This is a genomic window from Methylobacterium sp. NFXW15 (genome assembly GCF_049887755.1).
Lineage (GTDB): Bacteria > Pseudomonadota > Alphaproteobacteria > Rhizobiales > Beijerinckiaceae > Methylobacterium.
Genome location: NZ_JAGEKG010000008.1, coordinates 62,384 through 76,969, shown reverse-complemented (window position 1 = coordinate 76,969; position 14,586 = coordinate 62,384). Strand labels below are relative to the sequence as shown.

At 63.1% G+C, this 14,586-nt stretch carries 10 protein-coding genes and 2 pseudogenes; 9 read left to right on the top strand and 3 right to left on the bottom strand.

The genetic code is table 11. The annotated features are described in order from the left end of the window. The first annotated feature begins 9 nt into the window (after positions 1-9). The 3 genes from J4O73_RS18015 (at position 10) to J4O73_RS18005 (ending at position 3,659) form a co-directional block, all read left to right on the top strand. Positions 10-1,602 carry an alpha-amylase family glycosyl hydrolase gene (locus J4O73_RS18015; RefSeq protein WP_426219539.1) on the top strand — a complete coding sequence of 531 codons (1,593 nt, stop codon included), beginning with the start codon at positions 10-12 and terminating at the stop codon, positions 1,600-1,602. A 38-nt stretch (positions 1,603-1,640) separates the two neighbouring features. Then, entirely contained in the window at positions 1,641-2,822 is a 1,182-nt protein-coding gene (locus J4O73_RS18010; protein ID WP_426219537.1) for an MFS transporter, read from the top strand. A gap of 660 nt (positions 2,823-3,482) precedes the next feature. Continuing rightward, on the top strand, positions 3,483-3,659 hold the full coding sequence (locus J4O73_RS18005) for a hypothetical protein (protein ID WP_426219536.1): 177 nt from the start codon (positions 3,483-3,485) through the stop codon (positions 3,657-3,659). Positions 3,660-3,816: 157 nt separating this feature from the next. On the opposite strand, the gene J4O73_RS18000 is transcribed toward J4O73_RS18005, so the two are convergent. Further along, on the bottom strand, positions 3,817-5,223 hold the full coding sequence (locus J4O73_RS18000; protein ID WP_426219534.1) for a hypothetical protein: 1,407 nt from the start codon (positions 5,221-5,223) through the stop codon (positions 3,817-3,819). 856 nt (positions 5,224-6,079) lie between these two features. Between J4O73_RS18000 and J4O73_RS17995 the strand changes: the two are divergent. Then, positions 6,080-6,217, top strand: a pseudogene (locus tag J4O73_RS17995) (transposase); the annotation flags it as partial. Further along, positions 6,207-6,323: pseudogene (locus J4O73_RS17990) on the top strand (IS5/IS1182 family transposase); the annotation flags it as partial. The pseudogenes J4O73_RS17995 and J4O73_RS17990, both read left to right, overlap by 11 nt. 347 nt (positions 6,324-6,670) lie before the next feature. Here J4O73_RS17990 and J4O73_RS17985 read toward each other — a convergent pair. Continuing rightward, positions 6,671-7,417, bottom strand: coding sequence for a glucose 1-dehydrogenase (locus tag J4O73_RS17985; protein ID WP_426219533.1), 747 nt, complete (start codon positions 7,415-7,417; stop codon positions 6,671-6,673). 106 nt (positions 7,418-7,523) lie between these two features. Between J4O73_RS17985 and J4O73_RS17980 the strand changes: the two genes are divergently transcribed. The 4 genes from J4O73_RS17980 to J4O73_RS17965 all read left to right on the top strand — a co-directional run bounded on the left by J4O73_RS17980 (position 7,524) and on the right by J4O73_RS17965 (position 12,906). Continuing rightward, the gene (locus J4O73_RS17980; RefSeq protein WP_426219531.1) at positions 7,524-7,889 is read left to right on the top strand and encodes an ArsR/SmtB family transcription factor; all 366 of its coding nucleotides are present in this window, start codon (positions 7,524-7,526) and stop codon (positions 7,887-7,889) included. A gap of 91 nt (positions 7,890-7,980) precedes the next feature. Continuing rightward, a complete protein-coding gene (locus tag J4O73_RS17975) occupies positions 7,981-9,357 on the top strand; it encodes an ABC transporter substrate-binding protein (protein ID WP_426219529.1) in 1,377 nt (458 codons plus the stop codon). Positions 9,358-9,700: 343 nt separating this feature from the next. After that, positions 9,701-10,831 carry an FAD-dependent oxidoreductase gene (locus J4O73_RS17970; RefSeq protein WP_426219527.1) on the top strand — a complete coding sequence of 377 codons (1,131 nt, stop codon included), beginning with the start codon at positions 9,701-9,703 and terminating at the stop codon, positions 10,829-10,831. A gap of 392 nt (positions 10,832-11,223) precedes the next feature. Beyond that, positions 11,224-12,906 carry a methyl-accepting chemotaxis protein gene (locus J4O73_RS17965; protein WP_426219526.1) on the top strand — a complete coding sequence of 561 codons (1,683 nt, stop codon included), beginning with the start codon at positions 11,224-11,226 and terminating at the stop codon, positions 12,904-12,906. A 155-nt stretch (positions 12,907-13,061) separates the two neighbouring features. On the opposite strand, the gene J4O73_RS17960 is transcribed toward J4O73_RS17965, so the two are convergent. Beyond that, positions 13,062-14,540: a hypothetical protein gene (locus J4O73_RS17960; protein WP_426219524.1), complete on the bottom strand. Its 1,479-nt coding sequence runs from the start codon at positions 14,538-14,540 to the stop codon at positions 13,062-13,064. Between the last annotated feature and the right edge of the window lie 46 nt (positions 14,541-14,586).

Below are 14,586 nucleotides of genomic sequence, written 5' to 3'. Positions count from 1 at the left end.
GGAATCGCGATGCCGGCTCGGACGTGGTGGAAGAACGGGGTAATCTACCAGATCTATCCGTGGTCGTTACAAGATACGAACGGCGACGGTATCGGGGACCTTGCCGGCATCCGCGCCCGTCTCGACTACATCGTCGATCTGGGCGTGGATGCGATCTGGATTTCGCCGATCTACCCGTCACCGATGGCCGATAACGGCTACGATGTCGCCGATTACTGCAACATCAATCCCATCTTCGGTACACTCGCTGATTTCGACGCGCTGATCGCTGACGTGCATGCGCGGGGCCTGAAGCTGATCCTCGATTTCGTGCCGAACCACACCTCTGACGAGCATCCCTGGTTCGGCGAGAGCCGCGCGTCCCGCACCAATCCGAAGCGCGATTGGTACATCTGGCGCGATGCCAAGCCGGATGGCTCGCCGCCCAACAACTGGCTCAGCAATTTCGGCGGCCCGGCCTGGCAATGGGACGAGACGACCGGCCAATATTATTATCATGCCTTCCTGACCAAGCAGCCCGACTTGAACTGGCGCAATCCCGAAGTGCGCCAAGCGATGCACGAGGCTCTCCGCTTCTGGCTCGACCGGGGCGTCGATGGCTTCCGCGTCGACGTGATCTGGCACCTGATGAAGGATGCGGATCTCCGCGATAACCCGCCGAATCCTGCGTGGCAGCCCGGGCGCCCCGAGATCGACAGCCTGCTGCAGATCCATTCGACCGATCAGCCCGAGATTCACGAGGTGATCGCCGAGATGCGGCAGGTGCTCGACGCCTATCCGCAGCGCGTCCTGATCGGCGAGATCTACCTGCCGATCGAGCGGCTGGTCACCTATTACGGCCGCGATCTCACGGGCGCGCACCTGCCGTTCAATTTCCAGCTCATCCAGGCCGCCTGGAACGCGTCCGGCATCGCCAAGCTGATCCGGGAATACGAAGCCGCATTGCCGGAGGGCGGCTGGCCGAACTGGGTGCTCGGCAACCACGACCAGCCGCGCATCGCCGCCAAGGTCGGTGACGCCCAGGCCCGCGTGGCCGCCATGCTGCTCCTCACCCTGCGCGGGACGCCGACCCTGTATTACGGCGACGAGATCGGGCTCGCCCGCGTCGACATTCCGCACGATCGGATACAGGATCCGTGGGAGAAGTCCGAGCCGGGCCTCGGCTTCGGCCGCGATCCGCAGCGCACGCCGATGCAATGGGATGCGAGCCCTGGTGCCGGCTTCACAACCGGAGAACCCTGGCTGCCGTTGTCGGCGGACCATACCGCGCGCAACATCGAAGCCTTGTCGGCCGACTCCGGATCGATCCTCACCCTCTACCGCCGCCTTCTCGCGCTCCGCCGTAGCACGTCAGCCCTGTCGATCGGCGACTACCAGGGGATAAGGAACGAAGGCTCGGTGCTCAGCTTCGAGCGACGTGGCGCCCAGGAAGATGTTGCGGTGATCCTCAATTTCGGGGCTGAGCCAATCGACTGGATCCTACCGGACGGGCGCGAGGGACACCTGCTGGTGACGACGATGCTCGATCGCGAGGGCGAACCGGTCGGACCTGTGATCCGGCTGCGTTCGAATGAGGGGCTGATCATTCGATTGACCGAGTAGGGCCTTCATCAGGTCGGTCGACGCGCGGAGCGGACGGCATGGATACGACAAGGCCCTGGGGGGGCGTTCTGTCGGGCTCGTTTCCCGCGTTCGTGCTGCTGCAGGGTTCGCTCTATGCCGCCTATGGCACCGTGTCGCCCTTTCTCCCGAGCTTCCTCGGCGAGCGCGGTCTCACTTCCGGTGAGATCGGAATCGCGCTCGCGGCGGGCACCATGATGCGCATCGCGGCGGGTCCGGTCGCTGGCTACCTCGCGGATCGCTACGATGCCACGCGAGGGGTCCTCGGCCTCATCGCCGCCGCGTCAGGGCTGATCGCCTTCGCCTATCTCGCCAGCGACGGCTTCTGGCCGATGCTGGTGGTCAGCGTGCTGCACGCCGCCGCCATCGCGGCGCTTGCGCCGCTGGCCGATGCGCTCACGCTCGCCGCGGCAGAGCGGGAGGGTACGTTCTCCTACGGCTGGGTCCGGGGCGCGGGTTCCGCAGCCTTCGTGCTTGGAACGTTGGTTTCGGGTGTGCTCATCGCCTGGGCCGGGTTGGCAAGTATCATCGTGTCATGTGGCGTGCTGTTTCTGCTCACAGCTGTCGCGACGGGCTGTGTACCACGCGCACCCGCACGGGAAGCGCTTCCCAGTCTCGGCTTCGGCGGCATCCGTGAACTTCTGGCCCTTGCGCCGTTCCGGCGAATGCTCGTGGTGGCGGCGCTCATCATTGGCAGCCATGCCCTGAACGACGGCTTCGCGGTGATCCGTTGGCGGGAGGCTGGCATCGGCCCGGGAACGATCAGCTTGCTCTGGTCCGAGGCGGTCGCCTCAGAAGTCATCGTTTTCGTCCTCATCGGACCCTGGCTTCTGGCGCGCCTCGGGACGGCCTCAGCCGCGATGCTGGCGGCCGGGCTGGGCGTACTGCGCTGGTCCATCATGGCCACGACAACCTCGGTTCCCATCCTGGCCACGATCCAGCCGACGCACGGGTTTACCTTTGCGCTGCTGCACCTCGCTGCCATGCATCTCTTCGCTAGGGTCGTTCCGGAGCGCCTCGCGGCCAGCGCGCAGACGCTCTACGGAAACTTCGGACTCGGCGTGGCGTCGGCGGCCATGACCGCGATGAGCGGCCTGCTGTACGGCGCGTTCGGCGCCGGAGCGTTCTGGTTCATGGCCGCCCTCTGCGCCCTCGCCGTTGTCTTCGCTGCCCACTTGCATAGGGCCAAGACTTTCGCGTGACCCCTTCTTCCGTCGCGCTCCATTCTCGCCAACGCCAAAGCAAGGCGGCCGTCCGCTTTGAACTTATGGCCGCAAGCCGCCGGACGACCGGGGCGGGCGCTTTGCAGAATGTCCGCTGGTGCGCGGTACGGCTCGGCCTTCCCTCCCACTTTCCCTCGCGACTTCAGCAACCTCAAACTGAAGCTCCGGGTGTCCCAGACAGCCCGGGGCCTTCATGCCCCCAGCTTTCCCCCTGACTGCTCCGACGTCACCCAAGCCCTCAGCCTGTCCGCCGCGGGCGCAGACCCGGCTCCATCAGCCTCACCGTCACCTGTCGCATTCTCGACCGTCCCCTCGCTGTCGTTCTCGACGATAGGGGATCGGGGGGCGGTTCGGCACAAAGCACCACCACGTGCTCGCTCAAGTGCGTCACCCACGGCAGTTCTCCGGCGAAGCCCCGGGTGCCCGCGTTGAAGGATCGGGATCGTCGGCACCGCCGGTAACACCCGACATGCATGGTCGGCTTAGCTTCCCGGGTCGGAGCCGATCATCGTCGCCCACCGCGACCCTGCTGATCGTGAGGCGGCATCTGGTCGATGGCAGGGACAGCGGCGCGCTGGATCGAAAAACGATCGGCTGACGTTCCTGGCCGCCACCAACGGCCAAACCGGAGGAACGCCCATGCGTATTCGCTACCTGCTGCCGCTCGCCGGCATGCTCGCGCTCGCGGCCTGCAAGGACGAGAAGAAGGCCGAAAACCCCGCGCCTCCCCCTCCCCCGCCGCCTGCCACCACGGCGCCGGCCAACCCCGCCCCTCCGCCCGCGACGACCAACCCCGCGCCGGCCACCAAGCCGTAGTCACCCGGCTTTGAACACGGCGGGTCCTGCACGCCTCCCGGGTGTCAGGGTCCGCCGACTTCTGCCTGGGCTGATTTCGTCGCCCCGGCCCCGAGTCTCACACCCGTTTTGAACGACCGCCACCGGCCACCTTGAGCGGCGGCTGTCCGTCGCCCGATCAAACCACCCGGATTTGTGGCCTCCCAGTCCACGAAGCCGAGAGAAGATCAGCGTCGAGTTCCGCGTTCAGGCGCGCGATGGCCCCAGGCCAATCGCCCACCTTAGGCTGCCGGGCGATCGTCGCGCAGTCGGAATAGAGGAACGAGTCCCGCTCGCTGTTGTGGTGTATGGCCTCCAGTATCCGTCCGGCCATCAGCCAGGTTCGGGTCCCGACCGCGCCAGCGAGGTTGAAGGGCCACGCGTCGATCGAGGCCAAGCCATCGAGCTCGCGAAAGAGTGCTCCGGCATCGTCGAACGGAAGATCCGCATCGACTACAGTCGCGTGGCGGTCCAGCCCCGCCTCGACGAAGCGGCGAAGACCAAAGCCCTGCTGAAGAATCACCCAATGGATGTCATCCCGCGCCAGCAGCGGGATCAGACAGTGCAAAGGGACACTTTTGGTTTCGCCACCAGGCGCGTCGCTGTGCCAGTACAGGCCGATGCAGGGTCGCCCCTGCGCCCGGCCGCGCATCCGGCGAGCGATGGCCTGAGCCTGCATGCTGTCCGGCGGCGTGAGATACCCACTGGCCTTACAAGCTGCCCCACCCGCAAGATCGGCCCGGATCAGACCGAACGTCCCGACCCAGAAATCCGACCGCTGCTTCGCCGCATCGACTTCGCCGAAGCCGACAACCTCATCGGCCCCCGCGCTTTCGATGAGCGCGCGATAGCGGCCCCTGGTCGTCGCAATGATGTGGCTGGCACCCAAGGCCCTCAGCTGGCGAATGTGCTTGGCCATGCGGAAATAATCGCCATGGCCGCCGGTCGCGAGGACCGTAATCGATCGGCCGTGCAGCGGCTCTCCCTCCCACATCCGCTCGATCAGGGGTGTTTCCGGAAAGTAAGTACTGAAGAAGGATCGGCTGGTCGAGCTGATGGAATGCCGAAGCCCGTCCTCCCGGCCCAACATCAGCATCGTCTCTCCCAGGAAATGGGACACGAAGGGATCGCCGGGGAATTCGATGAGAAGGCGCTCGAAGTCATGCGCGGCCTCCTCCAGCCGATCCAGGATCCACAGGAGGCGCGGGCGCCAGCATCGATCGCTGGCGTGCGGGGAGTGCCTCAAATCCACGTGGTCGAGATAGGGCAATCCGAGCTCCGGCTGCCCGAGCTGGCTCGCGCATCGGAAGAGGCGATCCGACGCCACCAAGGCGTCTGCCTGTGTCACGTTCGGCGCATGGAGGACGTGGAGGCACTGCTCGATGGCGCGATCGAACACGAGTTGCTTGGCCAGACAATCGGCGAAACTCAGGCGTAGCGCGAGATCTCCCGGCTGGGCTTTCAGCGCCGCGCGGGCGATCTCCTCCGCATATTCGAAGTCTCCCTCGGCTAGGTGGTGGCTTATAGTATCGGATACGTCACTCATCGACAGTCCTGTCCATAGAGCAAGCTAGCCGACCTTACTTCTACGGATGGTCAAAGCATCGAGCAGATCGAACGGTCACTCTTTTGTTTATGAGCTAACTGCCTTTCGCTAATTTTGAGTCCCTCATAATGGAATCGAGTTTATAGAATATGTATGTATAAATAGAAATACCCATTGCCGCGAGTTGGGCTATACGAGTTGTGCGAGTATAATTGGCTAGGATACCCGCGGGACGGGAAAGCTCAGTCGCGTTGCTGAGGTGCGAAGCGCTCCGCAACGGCAGGAAGAGCCCCGCCCATGATGCACGAATGGCTCGGTTCACTGCCGCTTCGACATCAAGTCTCAGCGTCGATGAATCTCTGATTTGGAGAAGTACAAACGCTGTTCCTGACGCTTGTGTTGGGTCGTTTACGGAACGACGGGTCAGGGTAGAGAACGAATTGGCTGCGTTCGGAAAGCAATCGACCATCCCGGACGTCTGTTAACAGGCGTAAGCTTCTCGCTGGCCATGACAATTCTCCCCTCAGGCGCCCTGTCTTGGACCGGCCAAGCCGATCAGGTGGCCCGCCGGAGCGCCGGTCGCCTCACTCGACATGATCGTACCGGGCCGAAGGACGCCGCGACCGATGAAGGCGTACCTTCCCAGGTGAGTTCGAACTGGCGCGGTCCTTCGTCGACCTCTTTCACCTGCCTGACAAATCCGCCTGAGGCATGTGTCAGTGGGGATTGGTCTCACGTTACCGATTTGATGACGACGATGCGAACGGCCTCATCTTAAGAGACCCTGATGAAACTGGGTTTGACGTGTTGAGCGGAAATGGCGAGACCGCTCCTTCCCGATGGTCTGTGAGCCGCGATCGCATCGTTACCGCCGCCTGAACGGGCCAAGCCCAGGGACGGTCGGACTCGAACCTCCGACCGCGCGGCCCTGACGGGGATCCTGTTCGTGCTGCGCTCATGCATGCCGTGGGAGCTGCTGCCCCGGGAGATGGGGAGCGCTGCGCAAGCGTCTCTCGAAGCTGTACGCCGACAAGGCCTACGACCACCGTCGCTGCCGCCGGTCGCTGACCCGCCGTCGCATCGCCCGGCGCTCCATCGAACGATGGTTTTGTCAGGCGCTCTAAAGCCGTCTTCGATCAAATGGGCTCACGTACCTCCGTCTTTGCGAGCGTGAGCGAAGCCATCCAGAGCAGCGGGACGCTTCAGAACGGTGCGCCTCCCTGGATTGCTTCGCTGACGCTCGCAAGGACGGCCGGGAATCCATCGACGGGGGCGGCTCTAGGTCGATTGTGGAATGACTGGACAGATGACGTCGTGAATTCGCTTGCGGCATGGGCAGAAGAGCTGACGGTGTCGGTGGCCGAATATGGCTCACCGACACGCGTACCGACTATCGCACCTCCGCGCAGCTCGGCGCGAGCGCGCCCACTGATGCGGTCGTCATGTTCTAGCGAATACCCCCGCTGGCGGTGATGTTCTCTCCGGTGAGCCAACGAGCATCATCGGAGGCGAGGAAAGCAACGACCGTCGCAATGTCGTCCGGCTGACCCGCGCGGCCAAGGGGGGTCTGTGCGACGAGACCTTTCTCCATCTCGGAGCCGACGACGCCCGCTGTGTGCGTACCCTCGGTTACGACGAAGCCGGGACTGACGACATTCACGCGGATCTTGCGCGGGGCCAACTCATTGGCAAGAACCCCCGAGATGGCGTTCACGGCCCCCTTGGTTCCCGCATAGACCGCCGCCGTGGGCGTATGAACATGCGTGATCGCAGATGAAACGTTCACGATGCTTGCGCCCTCGCCGAGATGCTTCACGGCCGCCTGCGTCGCGAGCAGGATGCCGAGCACGTTGACGTCGAATTGGCGGCGGTAGTGATCCTCGGTGACGTCCTCGATCGCAGCGAACTCGTAGATGCCGGAGTTGTTGACCAGAACGTCGAGCCGACCGAACTGCTTCACTGCTGCGTCGATCACCCTTTGCGCCTCGGATGCCTTGGACACGTCACCCTGAACCGCGATGGCTCGGCCGCCGGCCGAGGTGATGTCCGCCACGACGGCGTCGGCTCCCGCCTTGCTCGATGCATAGTTCACCACCACGGCAGCGCCCTCTCTCGCCAAAGCTTTGGCGATACCCGCTCCGATGCCCTTCGAGGCTCCGGTGACGACGGCGACCTTGCTGCTGAGCTTTGACATGTGTGCTATTCCCACGATGGGTCGGCTGCGCGGCGCCAGCCTTGATCCCATAGTTCGGAACTTTGGAACTAACGAAGGATCTTTCAAGACCCCATATGGACGGACGATGAGACCCCTGCTTCACCCCGCGATCGAGGATCTCCGTCCGGAGGCGATCCTCCATGCGCTCGCCGACCCGAACCGTGCAGCCATATTCGCCAAGATCATGCGGGCTGGCTGCGTCGAGGCTTGCTCGGCCTTGTCGGCGGTGGGGGATCGGGTCATCCCCAAATCCTCGTTGTCCAACCACTTCAAGGTTTTGCGCGAGGCCGGTCTGATCCGTAGCGAACGCCATGGCGTCGAGCTGCGCAATCATTCCCGCTGGACTGAGGTGGAAGCGCGCTTTCCCGGCCTATTGGCCAGCATCATCAACGCCTACGCATCTGACGCCGGCTCCGAACTGCGTGCTGAGCAAGACATTAGTTCTGGATGAAGGTGCGATTCAGGTCTGCTCTAAGAGACGCGTCCATTCTTCGGAGATGACCGTCATAGATTGATGGAAGCCTGTCTGCTTCTCCGAATGAATGGCCCTCTCCGAAGCGGTCATCCGGATGACAGACTTGGACGGCCGCTCAGTGGACAGGCTCGACGGACAGCCCTTCATCTCGGTATTCGAGGCTCTCACGCTCGCAAACGACGAAGCGAACTGGGAGGAGCCCGCCTTGAAGACCTGCTCCAATTTTAGACTGTTCCGCTGGACTCTCGAGGCTATTCTAGCATCGGTTGGAGCAGTTGCGCTGCTGAGTAGCACTGCCACAGCGCAGACTAGCATAAAAGTCGGCGTTCTGAATGACATGTCAGGCGTGTACTCTGATATCGGCGGGAAAGGTTCAGTTATTGCTGCTCAGCTTGCTGTCGAGGACTTCGCCGCGTTGAGTAAGGACGTGATTGTCGAGGTCGTGTCTGCCGACCATCAGAACAAACCGGACATCGGCGCTAGCATCGCGCGTTCATGGTATGATCGAGATGGTGTGGACGCGATCCTCGACGTGCCTACATCCTCGGTCGCGCTGGCGGTGAGCCAGATCACACGCGAGAAGAACAGAATCTTCATCGACTCTGGTGCTGGCAGCGTCGATCTGACGGGATCGCAATGTTCGCCCAATACCGTTCATTGGACCTACGACACTTATGCGCTCGCGAACGGAACCGGTAGCGCAATGATCAAACGTGGCGGCGACACATGGTTTTTCCTTACTGCGGACTACGCCTTCGGTCAGTCCCTCCAGAATGAGACAGCAGCTGTCGTGACGCGGAATGGCGGCAAGGTGATCGGGTCGACGAAGACGCCTTTCCCCGCAAACGACTTCTCGTCCTTCTTGCTGCAGGCGCAGGGATCAGGCGCCAAGGTCATAGGACTTGCCAACGCGGGAGGCGATACGATCAACGCAGTCAAGCAAGCCCGCGAGTTTGGAATTGTGCAAGGTGGTCAGAAGCTCGCGGCTCTCCTGTTTTATGTTCTCGATGCGAAGGCGCTCGGGCTCGAAGTTGCGCAGGGACTAGTCCTCACGGAGGCTTTCTACTGGGACCTGAATGACGGCACCCGGCATTTTTCAGAACGATTTGCAAAACGCGCGAATGGCAATATGCCGACGATGAATCAGGCCGGGGTCTATGCTGGACTCATGCATTACCTGAAAGGGGTGGCGGCGACGAAGTCGAAGGATGCCAAGCTCGTCATGGATTGGATGAAAGCCAACCCGACCGACGATCCTTTATTCGGCAAGGGTATGATCCGGGCCGACGGCCGCAAAATTCATGATATGTACTTGTTTGAGGTCAAGGCACCGTCCGCGTCCAAAGGGCCCTGGGACCTCTACAACCGCCTCGCCACGATCCCCGCCGATCAGGCCTTTAAGCCGATGAGCCAGGGCGGATGCCCGCTGATCGGGAAGCTCTAAGAAGCACAGGGCGTGAGTGAGAGCGGGGGGCGGCAGGCCAACGCCGTTCTCCCCCGAGCGGCCCTCTGCTTCCGATACGGTCGTCCGGACCGCCATCGGTGCCTCCGCGACGTGATTGTTTGTCCTTGCGGCGGGATCGAACCGTTGCCGGAGCAGTCGGCCGAGAGTAATCTCGGCCTTGTCGCGAAAAACGATCGCCCGGGATAGGGCCGTCGAATACATGTCATTCACGCTCCTCGCGTGGATCGGCCAGCGTCTCCGAAGCAATCGCCCGATGATCTCGGGTCACCGTGGTGCCCGGCCATTCAAGGCTCCGGTCGCACCCGGTCGCGGGAGCGCACCCATGCGACAGTCGATCACGATTCTTGGTGCAGGCCCCGGTGGCCTCGTGCTGGCCCGCATCCTCCATCTTCATGGGATGTCGGCATCGGTCTACGAGGCGGAGCGATCGGTCGATGCGCGTGCCCAGGGCGGCCCGCTCGACATCCACGAGCCCACCGGACAGATCGCCCTGAGGGCCGCGGGGCTCCACGACGGCTTCCTCCGTCTCGTGCGCCCCGGTGAAAACGCGAAGCGGGTCGTGGATCGAAGCGGCCATATCCTGTTTGACCGGCCCGGCGACTCTGCGGACCATCGGCCCGAAATCGATCGCGGTGATCTGCGGCGGCTGCTCATCGCCTCACTCCCCGCCGGGACGATCAGGTGGTGCCACCGGGCGGCTACAGTCACTGTAGGCGGCGACGGGCGGCACACGGTCGCCTTCACGAACGGCGCGACGGTCACCGCCGACTTGCTCGTAGGCGCGGACGGGGCATGGTCGAAGGTCCGCCCAATGCTCTCGCGCGCCATGCCCGCCTATGCCGGCGTGTCGTTCATCGAGACGACGGTTCGCGACGGCGACAAGCGCCTCGCGGCCAGTGCGGAGGCGATAGGCGGCGGGACGCTGATGGCCGTTGCGCCGGGCCAAGGCATTCTGGCCCATCGGTATGCGGACGGGCGGCTGCACACCTACACCGCGTTGAGGAGGCCGGCATCCTGGTTCGATGCCATCAAAGTCCGTGACACGAAGGCTACCTTGGCCCGCATCGCGGCCGAATTCGCGGGGTGGGCCCCGCACCTCACCGATCTCATCACGACCAGTGACGACGATCCCGTCCTCCGGCCCATCCACGCCCTGCCGGTCGGCCACCGGTGGGACCGAGTGCCCGGTGTGACCCTCGTCGGCGATGCCGCGCATTTGATGTCGCCGTTCGCCGGCGAAGGAGCGAACCTCGCCCTTTTCGACGGCGCCGAACTCGCGAAAGCGATCATCGCCTCGCCCGACCCTATCAACCTCGCGCTCGCCGCATACGAGCAAAGCCTGTTTCCCCGAAGCGCTGGGGTCGCGGATTTCTCTGCTCGAAACCTTGCCCGGTTCTTTGGCCCGGAGGCTCCCCACTGCGTCGCCGCGATGTTCGCACCCAATCCTTCGTAAGCGATTGGCATCGCGGGTCAGCGCGAATGCGGAGCATCTCCGTTCCGCCCCGACCGGCTCTCCCGCTTCCGACCCGACCTCGCCGCCTGAACTGTCGTCGCCTGATCCAGGAAGCGACCCGGTCTTACTCTGGGCGACCACGTATGAGCTTGAGCCGATTCTTGCCAAAGTGAATTGTCGACAACTCGCACCGCTCTCAGCGTAGCTATAAACCTGTCATTTGGGCTGATACACATTTTCGAGAACTATTCGATATACATGCATTATTAATGAGTGAAAATTCGGGTCAGTATATGAAACTATAAGGCTGCGCATTATAAAATTTAACTAATAAATTACCGTAATATGAGATTAAGTGCGTTATCGACCTTGCTATCACGGCTGATGTAAAAATGAAAAATATTCGGATACTTCCGAAAATATCTGCAGCAATCGTCTTCATTGCGGTAGTTGTCGGTGGCTGCGTTTGGTATGCGCAAGGGCGTATGACCCTCATCGATGACTCCTATACGAGATTCATCGACAACGAGGCGGAAGCTGCCACTGTCGCGCGACGGACCAACCGCCTCATCTTCGAATTGAATTACTGGGTGTACAGGATCATCGCGGAGACCGACGACGGCCAGATGCAAGCCGCCAACAAGGGCTTCGAGACAACTTTGCCCAAGATGGCGGAAAGCCTTGCTATCCTTCGCGAGAAAGCGCCGACCTTCACGGCACGCATCGACGCCCAGACGGCACGGATCAACCGCTTTGCCCAAGACGTCAGCGAGGTTCGCCGCCTCGGCACATCCAATCAGAATGCTGAAGCAATCGCTCTCGTTCACAGGGCGATCGATCCGACCTTCAACGCCATGGTCGGAGAGGGCAACAAACTCGGTGATGATATTCAGGAGTTCATGCGCAAGGGCTCTGCCGATCTGACCGATCTGACCAACACCACCCGCCATACGCTGATAGGGCTCAGCGCCTTGGGCCTCATGGTCGGCCTCCTCGTCGCGAGTTTCGTCTCGGTCATCGGTATCACCCGTCCCCTCGGCAACCTCGTCTCGGTGTTGCAGCGTATGGCAAAGGGCGAGATCGATGCGCAGATTGCCGAAGCCCATCGCGGCGACGAGATTGGCGCTGTCGGCAAGGCCGTCGAGGGTATCAAGGAGATGGTGGCCCGCAAGGCCCTGGAAGAGGCGGAGATGAAGCGGTTAGCCGACGAGGCCGCCGCGCGCGAGCGCAAGCGCACCATGATCGAGTTGGCTGACAGCTTCGAGCGGTCGGTCGGTGGTATCGTGGGAATGGTGTCGTCGTCATCGACCGAACTCCAGGCGACCGCGCAGCAGATGACTTCGACCGCCGCCGAGACGGCCAGCCAGTCGATCACCGTGGCGGCCGCCGCCGAGGAGGCCTCGTCCAACGTCAACACCGTCGCAGCGGCGGCCGAGGAACTGGGCTCGTCGGTTCAGGAGATCGGTCGGCAGGTGCAGGGTTCGGCTGGATTGGCGCAATCCGCTGTCGGTGAGGCTGCTCAAACCGCTCATCTCGTCCAGGCGCTCAAGGCCACTTCGGCTAAGATTGGCGAGATGGTCGGCCTCATCTCCGGGATCGCCGGTCAAACCAATCTCCTGGCCCTCAACGCCACCATCGAGGCGGCGCGCGCCGGCGCGGCCGGTAAGGGGTTCGCGGTGGTGGCGACCGAAGTGAAGGCCCTGGCCGAGCAGACGGCCCGTGCCACGCAGGAGATCGCCAGCCAGATCGGCGAGATCCAGGGCGTGACGGATCAGGCGGTTTCGGCCATCGGCGGCATTACGCACCGCATTCGCGAAATCGACACCGTCGCCACCAGCATTGCGGCGGCCGTCGAAGAGCAAGCTGCGGCCACCCAGGAGATCGTGCGCAACGTCTCGCAGGCTGCGATCGGCACCTCGGAAGTGACCGGGACCATCGCGGGCGTGGCCCAGGCCTCGGAGGAAACTGGAGCGGCGGCTGGCCAAGTGCTGTCGGCCGCTTCGGAATTGTCGCGGCAATCCGAGCATCTTACTGCCGAGGTTGCTCGCTTCCTCGCGACCGTCCGCGCCGCCTGAGCTCGATACTCGGCTTCGTGATGCCGATTGAGTGTCCGCTTCCATTCCTTTTGGGTTGGAAGCGGACAAACCGCGTTTCACCCTCAGCAGCAACTCCGTTTTCGACGCGACCCGGTGGCCCCGGCAACCGCTGGAGCATGCCGGCTGTCGGACGTTCAGGGCGCCGTGTCCTCGACGAATTTGGTTCCGCTCCAGACGGACCGACCGCCGGCCTTCAGACCGATCGACTTGAGGCCGGTGTAGGTGTTGTTGCGGCCGGCGGTCTCGTCGAGGTATCCGATCTGGGCTTTCCCGGACGTGGTGGTGTCGTTGACGCCCCCGACGAACGTCACGCCCTCGGTGCGGAAGTTCCGGGTCTGGCCGACAATATCGATGCCGCAGACGTCGGACAGGCGCCCTTTGCTCGGTGCGGTGATGTCGTTGCCGACGGTGTTGTAGCCGCAGATCATGGACGAGCGCAGGAATCCGCCATCGGCACCGCTGATCCGGACGGCCCCGCCGAGATGGGCGGTCGTCAGGATGTTGATGATCTGCAGGAAGGCGACGCTGGTGAAGCCATGATCGCCGTTGATGTCGAGCGCTCGTTTGCCGATGAGTTGACCGTTCAACCGGGTGTTGGCGATGGTCATACGCCGCAGGCTGGCGAAATTCGCGCCCTGGCAGAAGGTGGCGATGTTGGCCTCGTTGCTCTCGTCGTGGTCGCCGCCCATGATACTGCCATTCAGGAGAATGTCGTCCGGACGGACGGCGGCGATCTTGATGTTGTACCGATCGGCAGCAGACGAGAAACAGTCGAGGATCTGGAAGTCCTCCTGGCTCTGGATCTCGAAGATGCAGAGCGGGCCGGCTCGCCGCGTCGTGGTCACCGCGACGTTGCTCGCCGAGGGAGCGACGGCGCTCGCTTGGGTGAGGTCCTCCTGCACCGTGTAGGTCTGCGGAACGGTGGTGGCGCCGCCGTAGAGGGTGCAGGAATCGGCCCAGAACGAGGTCCCGGCCCCATGCGCCGTTCCACCATGCGCGAGAAGGACGGCGGCCTGACCTTCCTGCATCCGCGGGTTTCGCCGATCCCAGATCTGCGCGAGGCTTCGGCACCGGAGCATGCGCTTGCTGTCGCCGCCGTAGAACGCATAGGTGTAGACAGCGCCGCCCTGCTGGCAGTCCTCGACCGCGAAACCGGCGCCACCCCACACTTCGAGCATCGCCTCACTGTGAGAGAGTTGCCCGGCGAGGGTCTCGTTGCCGACGAGCGCGCCCACGAGACGCCCCGGGTGCTCCCAACGGATTCCCTGCACGAGGCCGCGCCCAGCGGATTTCGCCTGATCGGTGCGAGAACCGAGCCGGATAGCCGCTACGCCGCGCGTCGAGGTCACCGGGCCGGAGACTGGGTACGGGATCGTCACGCTCTCCAGCGTCTGGAGGGCGATGTTGCGCGCGAAGATCGAGAATTCGGGATTGGCGCCCATGATGACGGCGCCGCCACCTTCGTAGACGAGTCCTTGCGTCTTGATGTTGACGTAACGGCCTGGATTGAACAGGCGGCACCCGAACTTGTCGATGATCTTCTGGATGCCGACGCTGTCGTCATCGATGCCGTTGAGGGGGACTGGGAAGCCCGCATCGGCAGCCCAGGCCAAGTTATAGAGACCAGACCAATCGTCTGGGCGCTTGAGCCATGGGCCG

Excerpts from the sequence above, each read along its gene's own strand:
- J4O73_RS18015 (WP_426219539.1), top strand. The coding sequence starts at position 10 with ATGCCGGCTCGGACGTGGTGGAAGAACGGGGTAATCTACCAGATCTAT.
- J4O73_RS18010 (WP_426219537.1), top strand. The coding sequence starts at position 1,641 with ATGGATACGACAAGGCCCTGGGGGGGCGTTCTGTCGGGCTCGTTTCCC.
- J4O73_RS18005 (WP_426219536.1), top strand. The coding sequence starts at position 3,483 with ATGCGTATTCGCTACCTGCTGCCGCTCGCCGGCATGCTCGCGCTCGCG.
- J4O73_RS18000 (WP_426219534.1), bottom strand. The coding sequence starts at position 5,223 with ATGAGTGACGTATCCGATACTATAAGCCACCACCTAGCCGAGGGAGAC.
- J4O73_RS17985 (WP_426219533.1), bottom strand. The coding sequence starts at position 7,417 with ATGTCAAAGCTCAGCAGCAAGGTCGCCGTCGTCACCGGAGCCTCGAAG.
- J4O73_RS17980 (WP_426219531.1), top strand. The coding sequence starts at position 7,524 with ATGAGACCCCTGCTTCACCCCGCGATCGAGGATCTCCGTCCGGAGGCG.
- J4O73_RS17975 (WP_426219529.1), top strand. The coding sequence starts at position 7,981 with ATGGCCCTCTCCGAAGCGGTCATCCGGATGACAGACTTGGACGGCCGC.
- J4O73_RS17970 (WP_426219527.1), top strand. The coding sequence starts at position 9,701 with ATGCGACAGTCGATCACGATTCTTGGTGCAGGCCCCGGTGGCCTCGTG.
- J4O73_RS17965 (WP_426219526.1), top strand. The coding sequence starts at position 11,224 with ATGAAAAATATTCGGATACTTCCGAAAATATCTGCAGCAATCGTCTTC.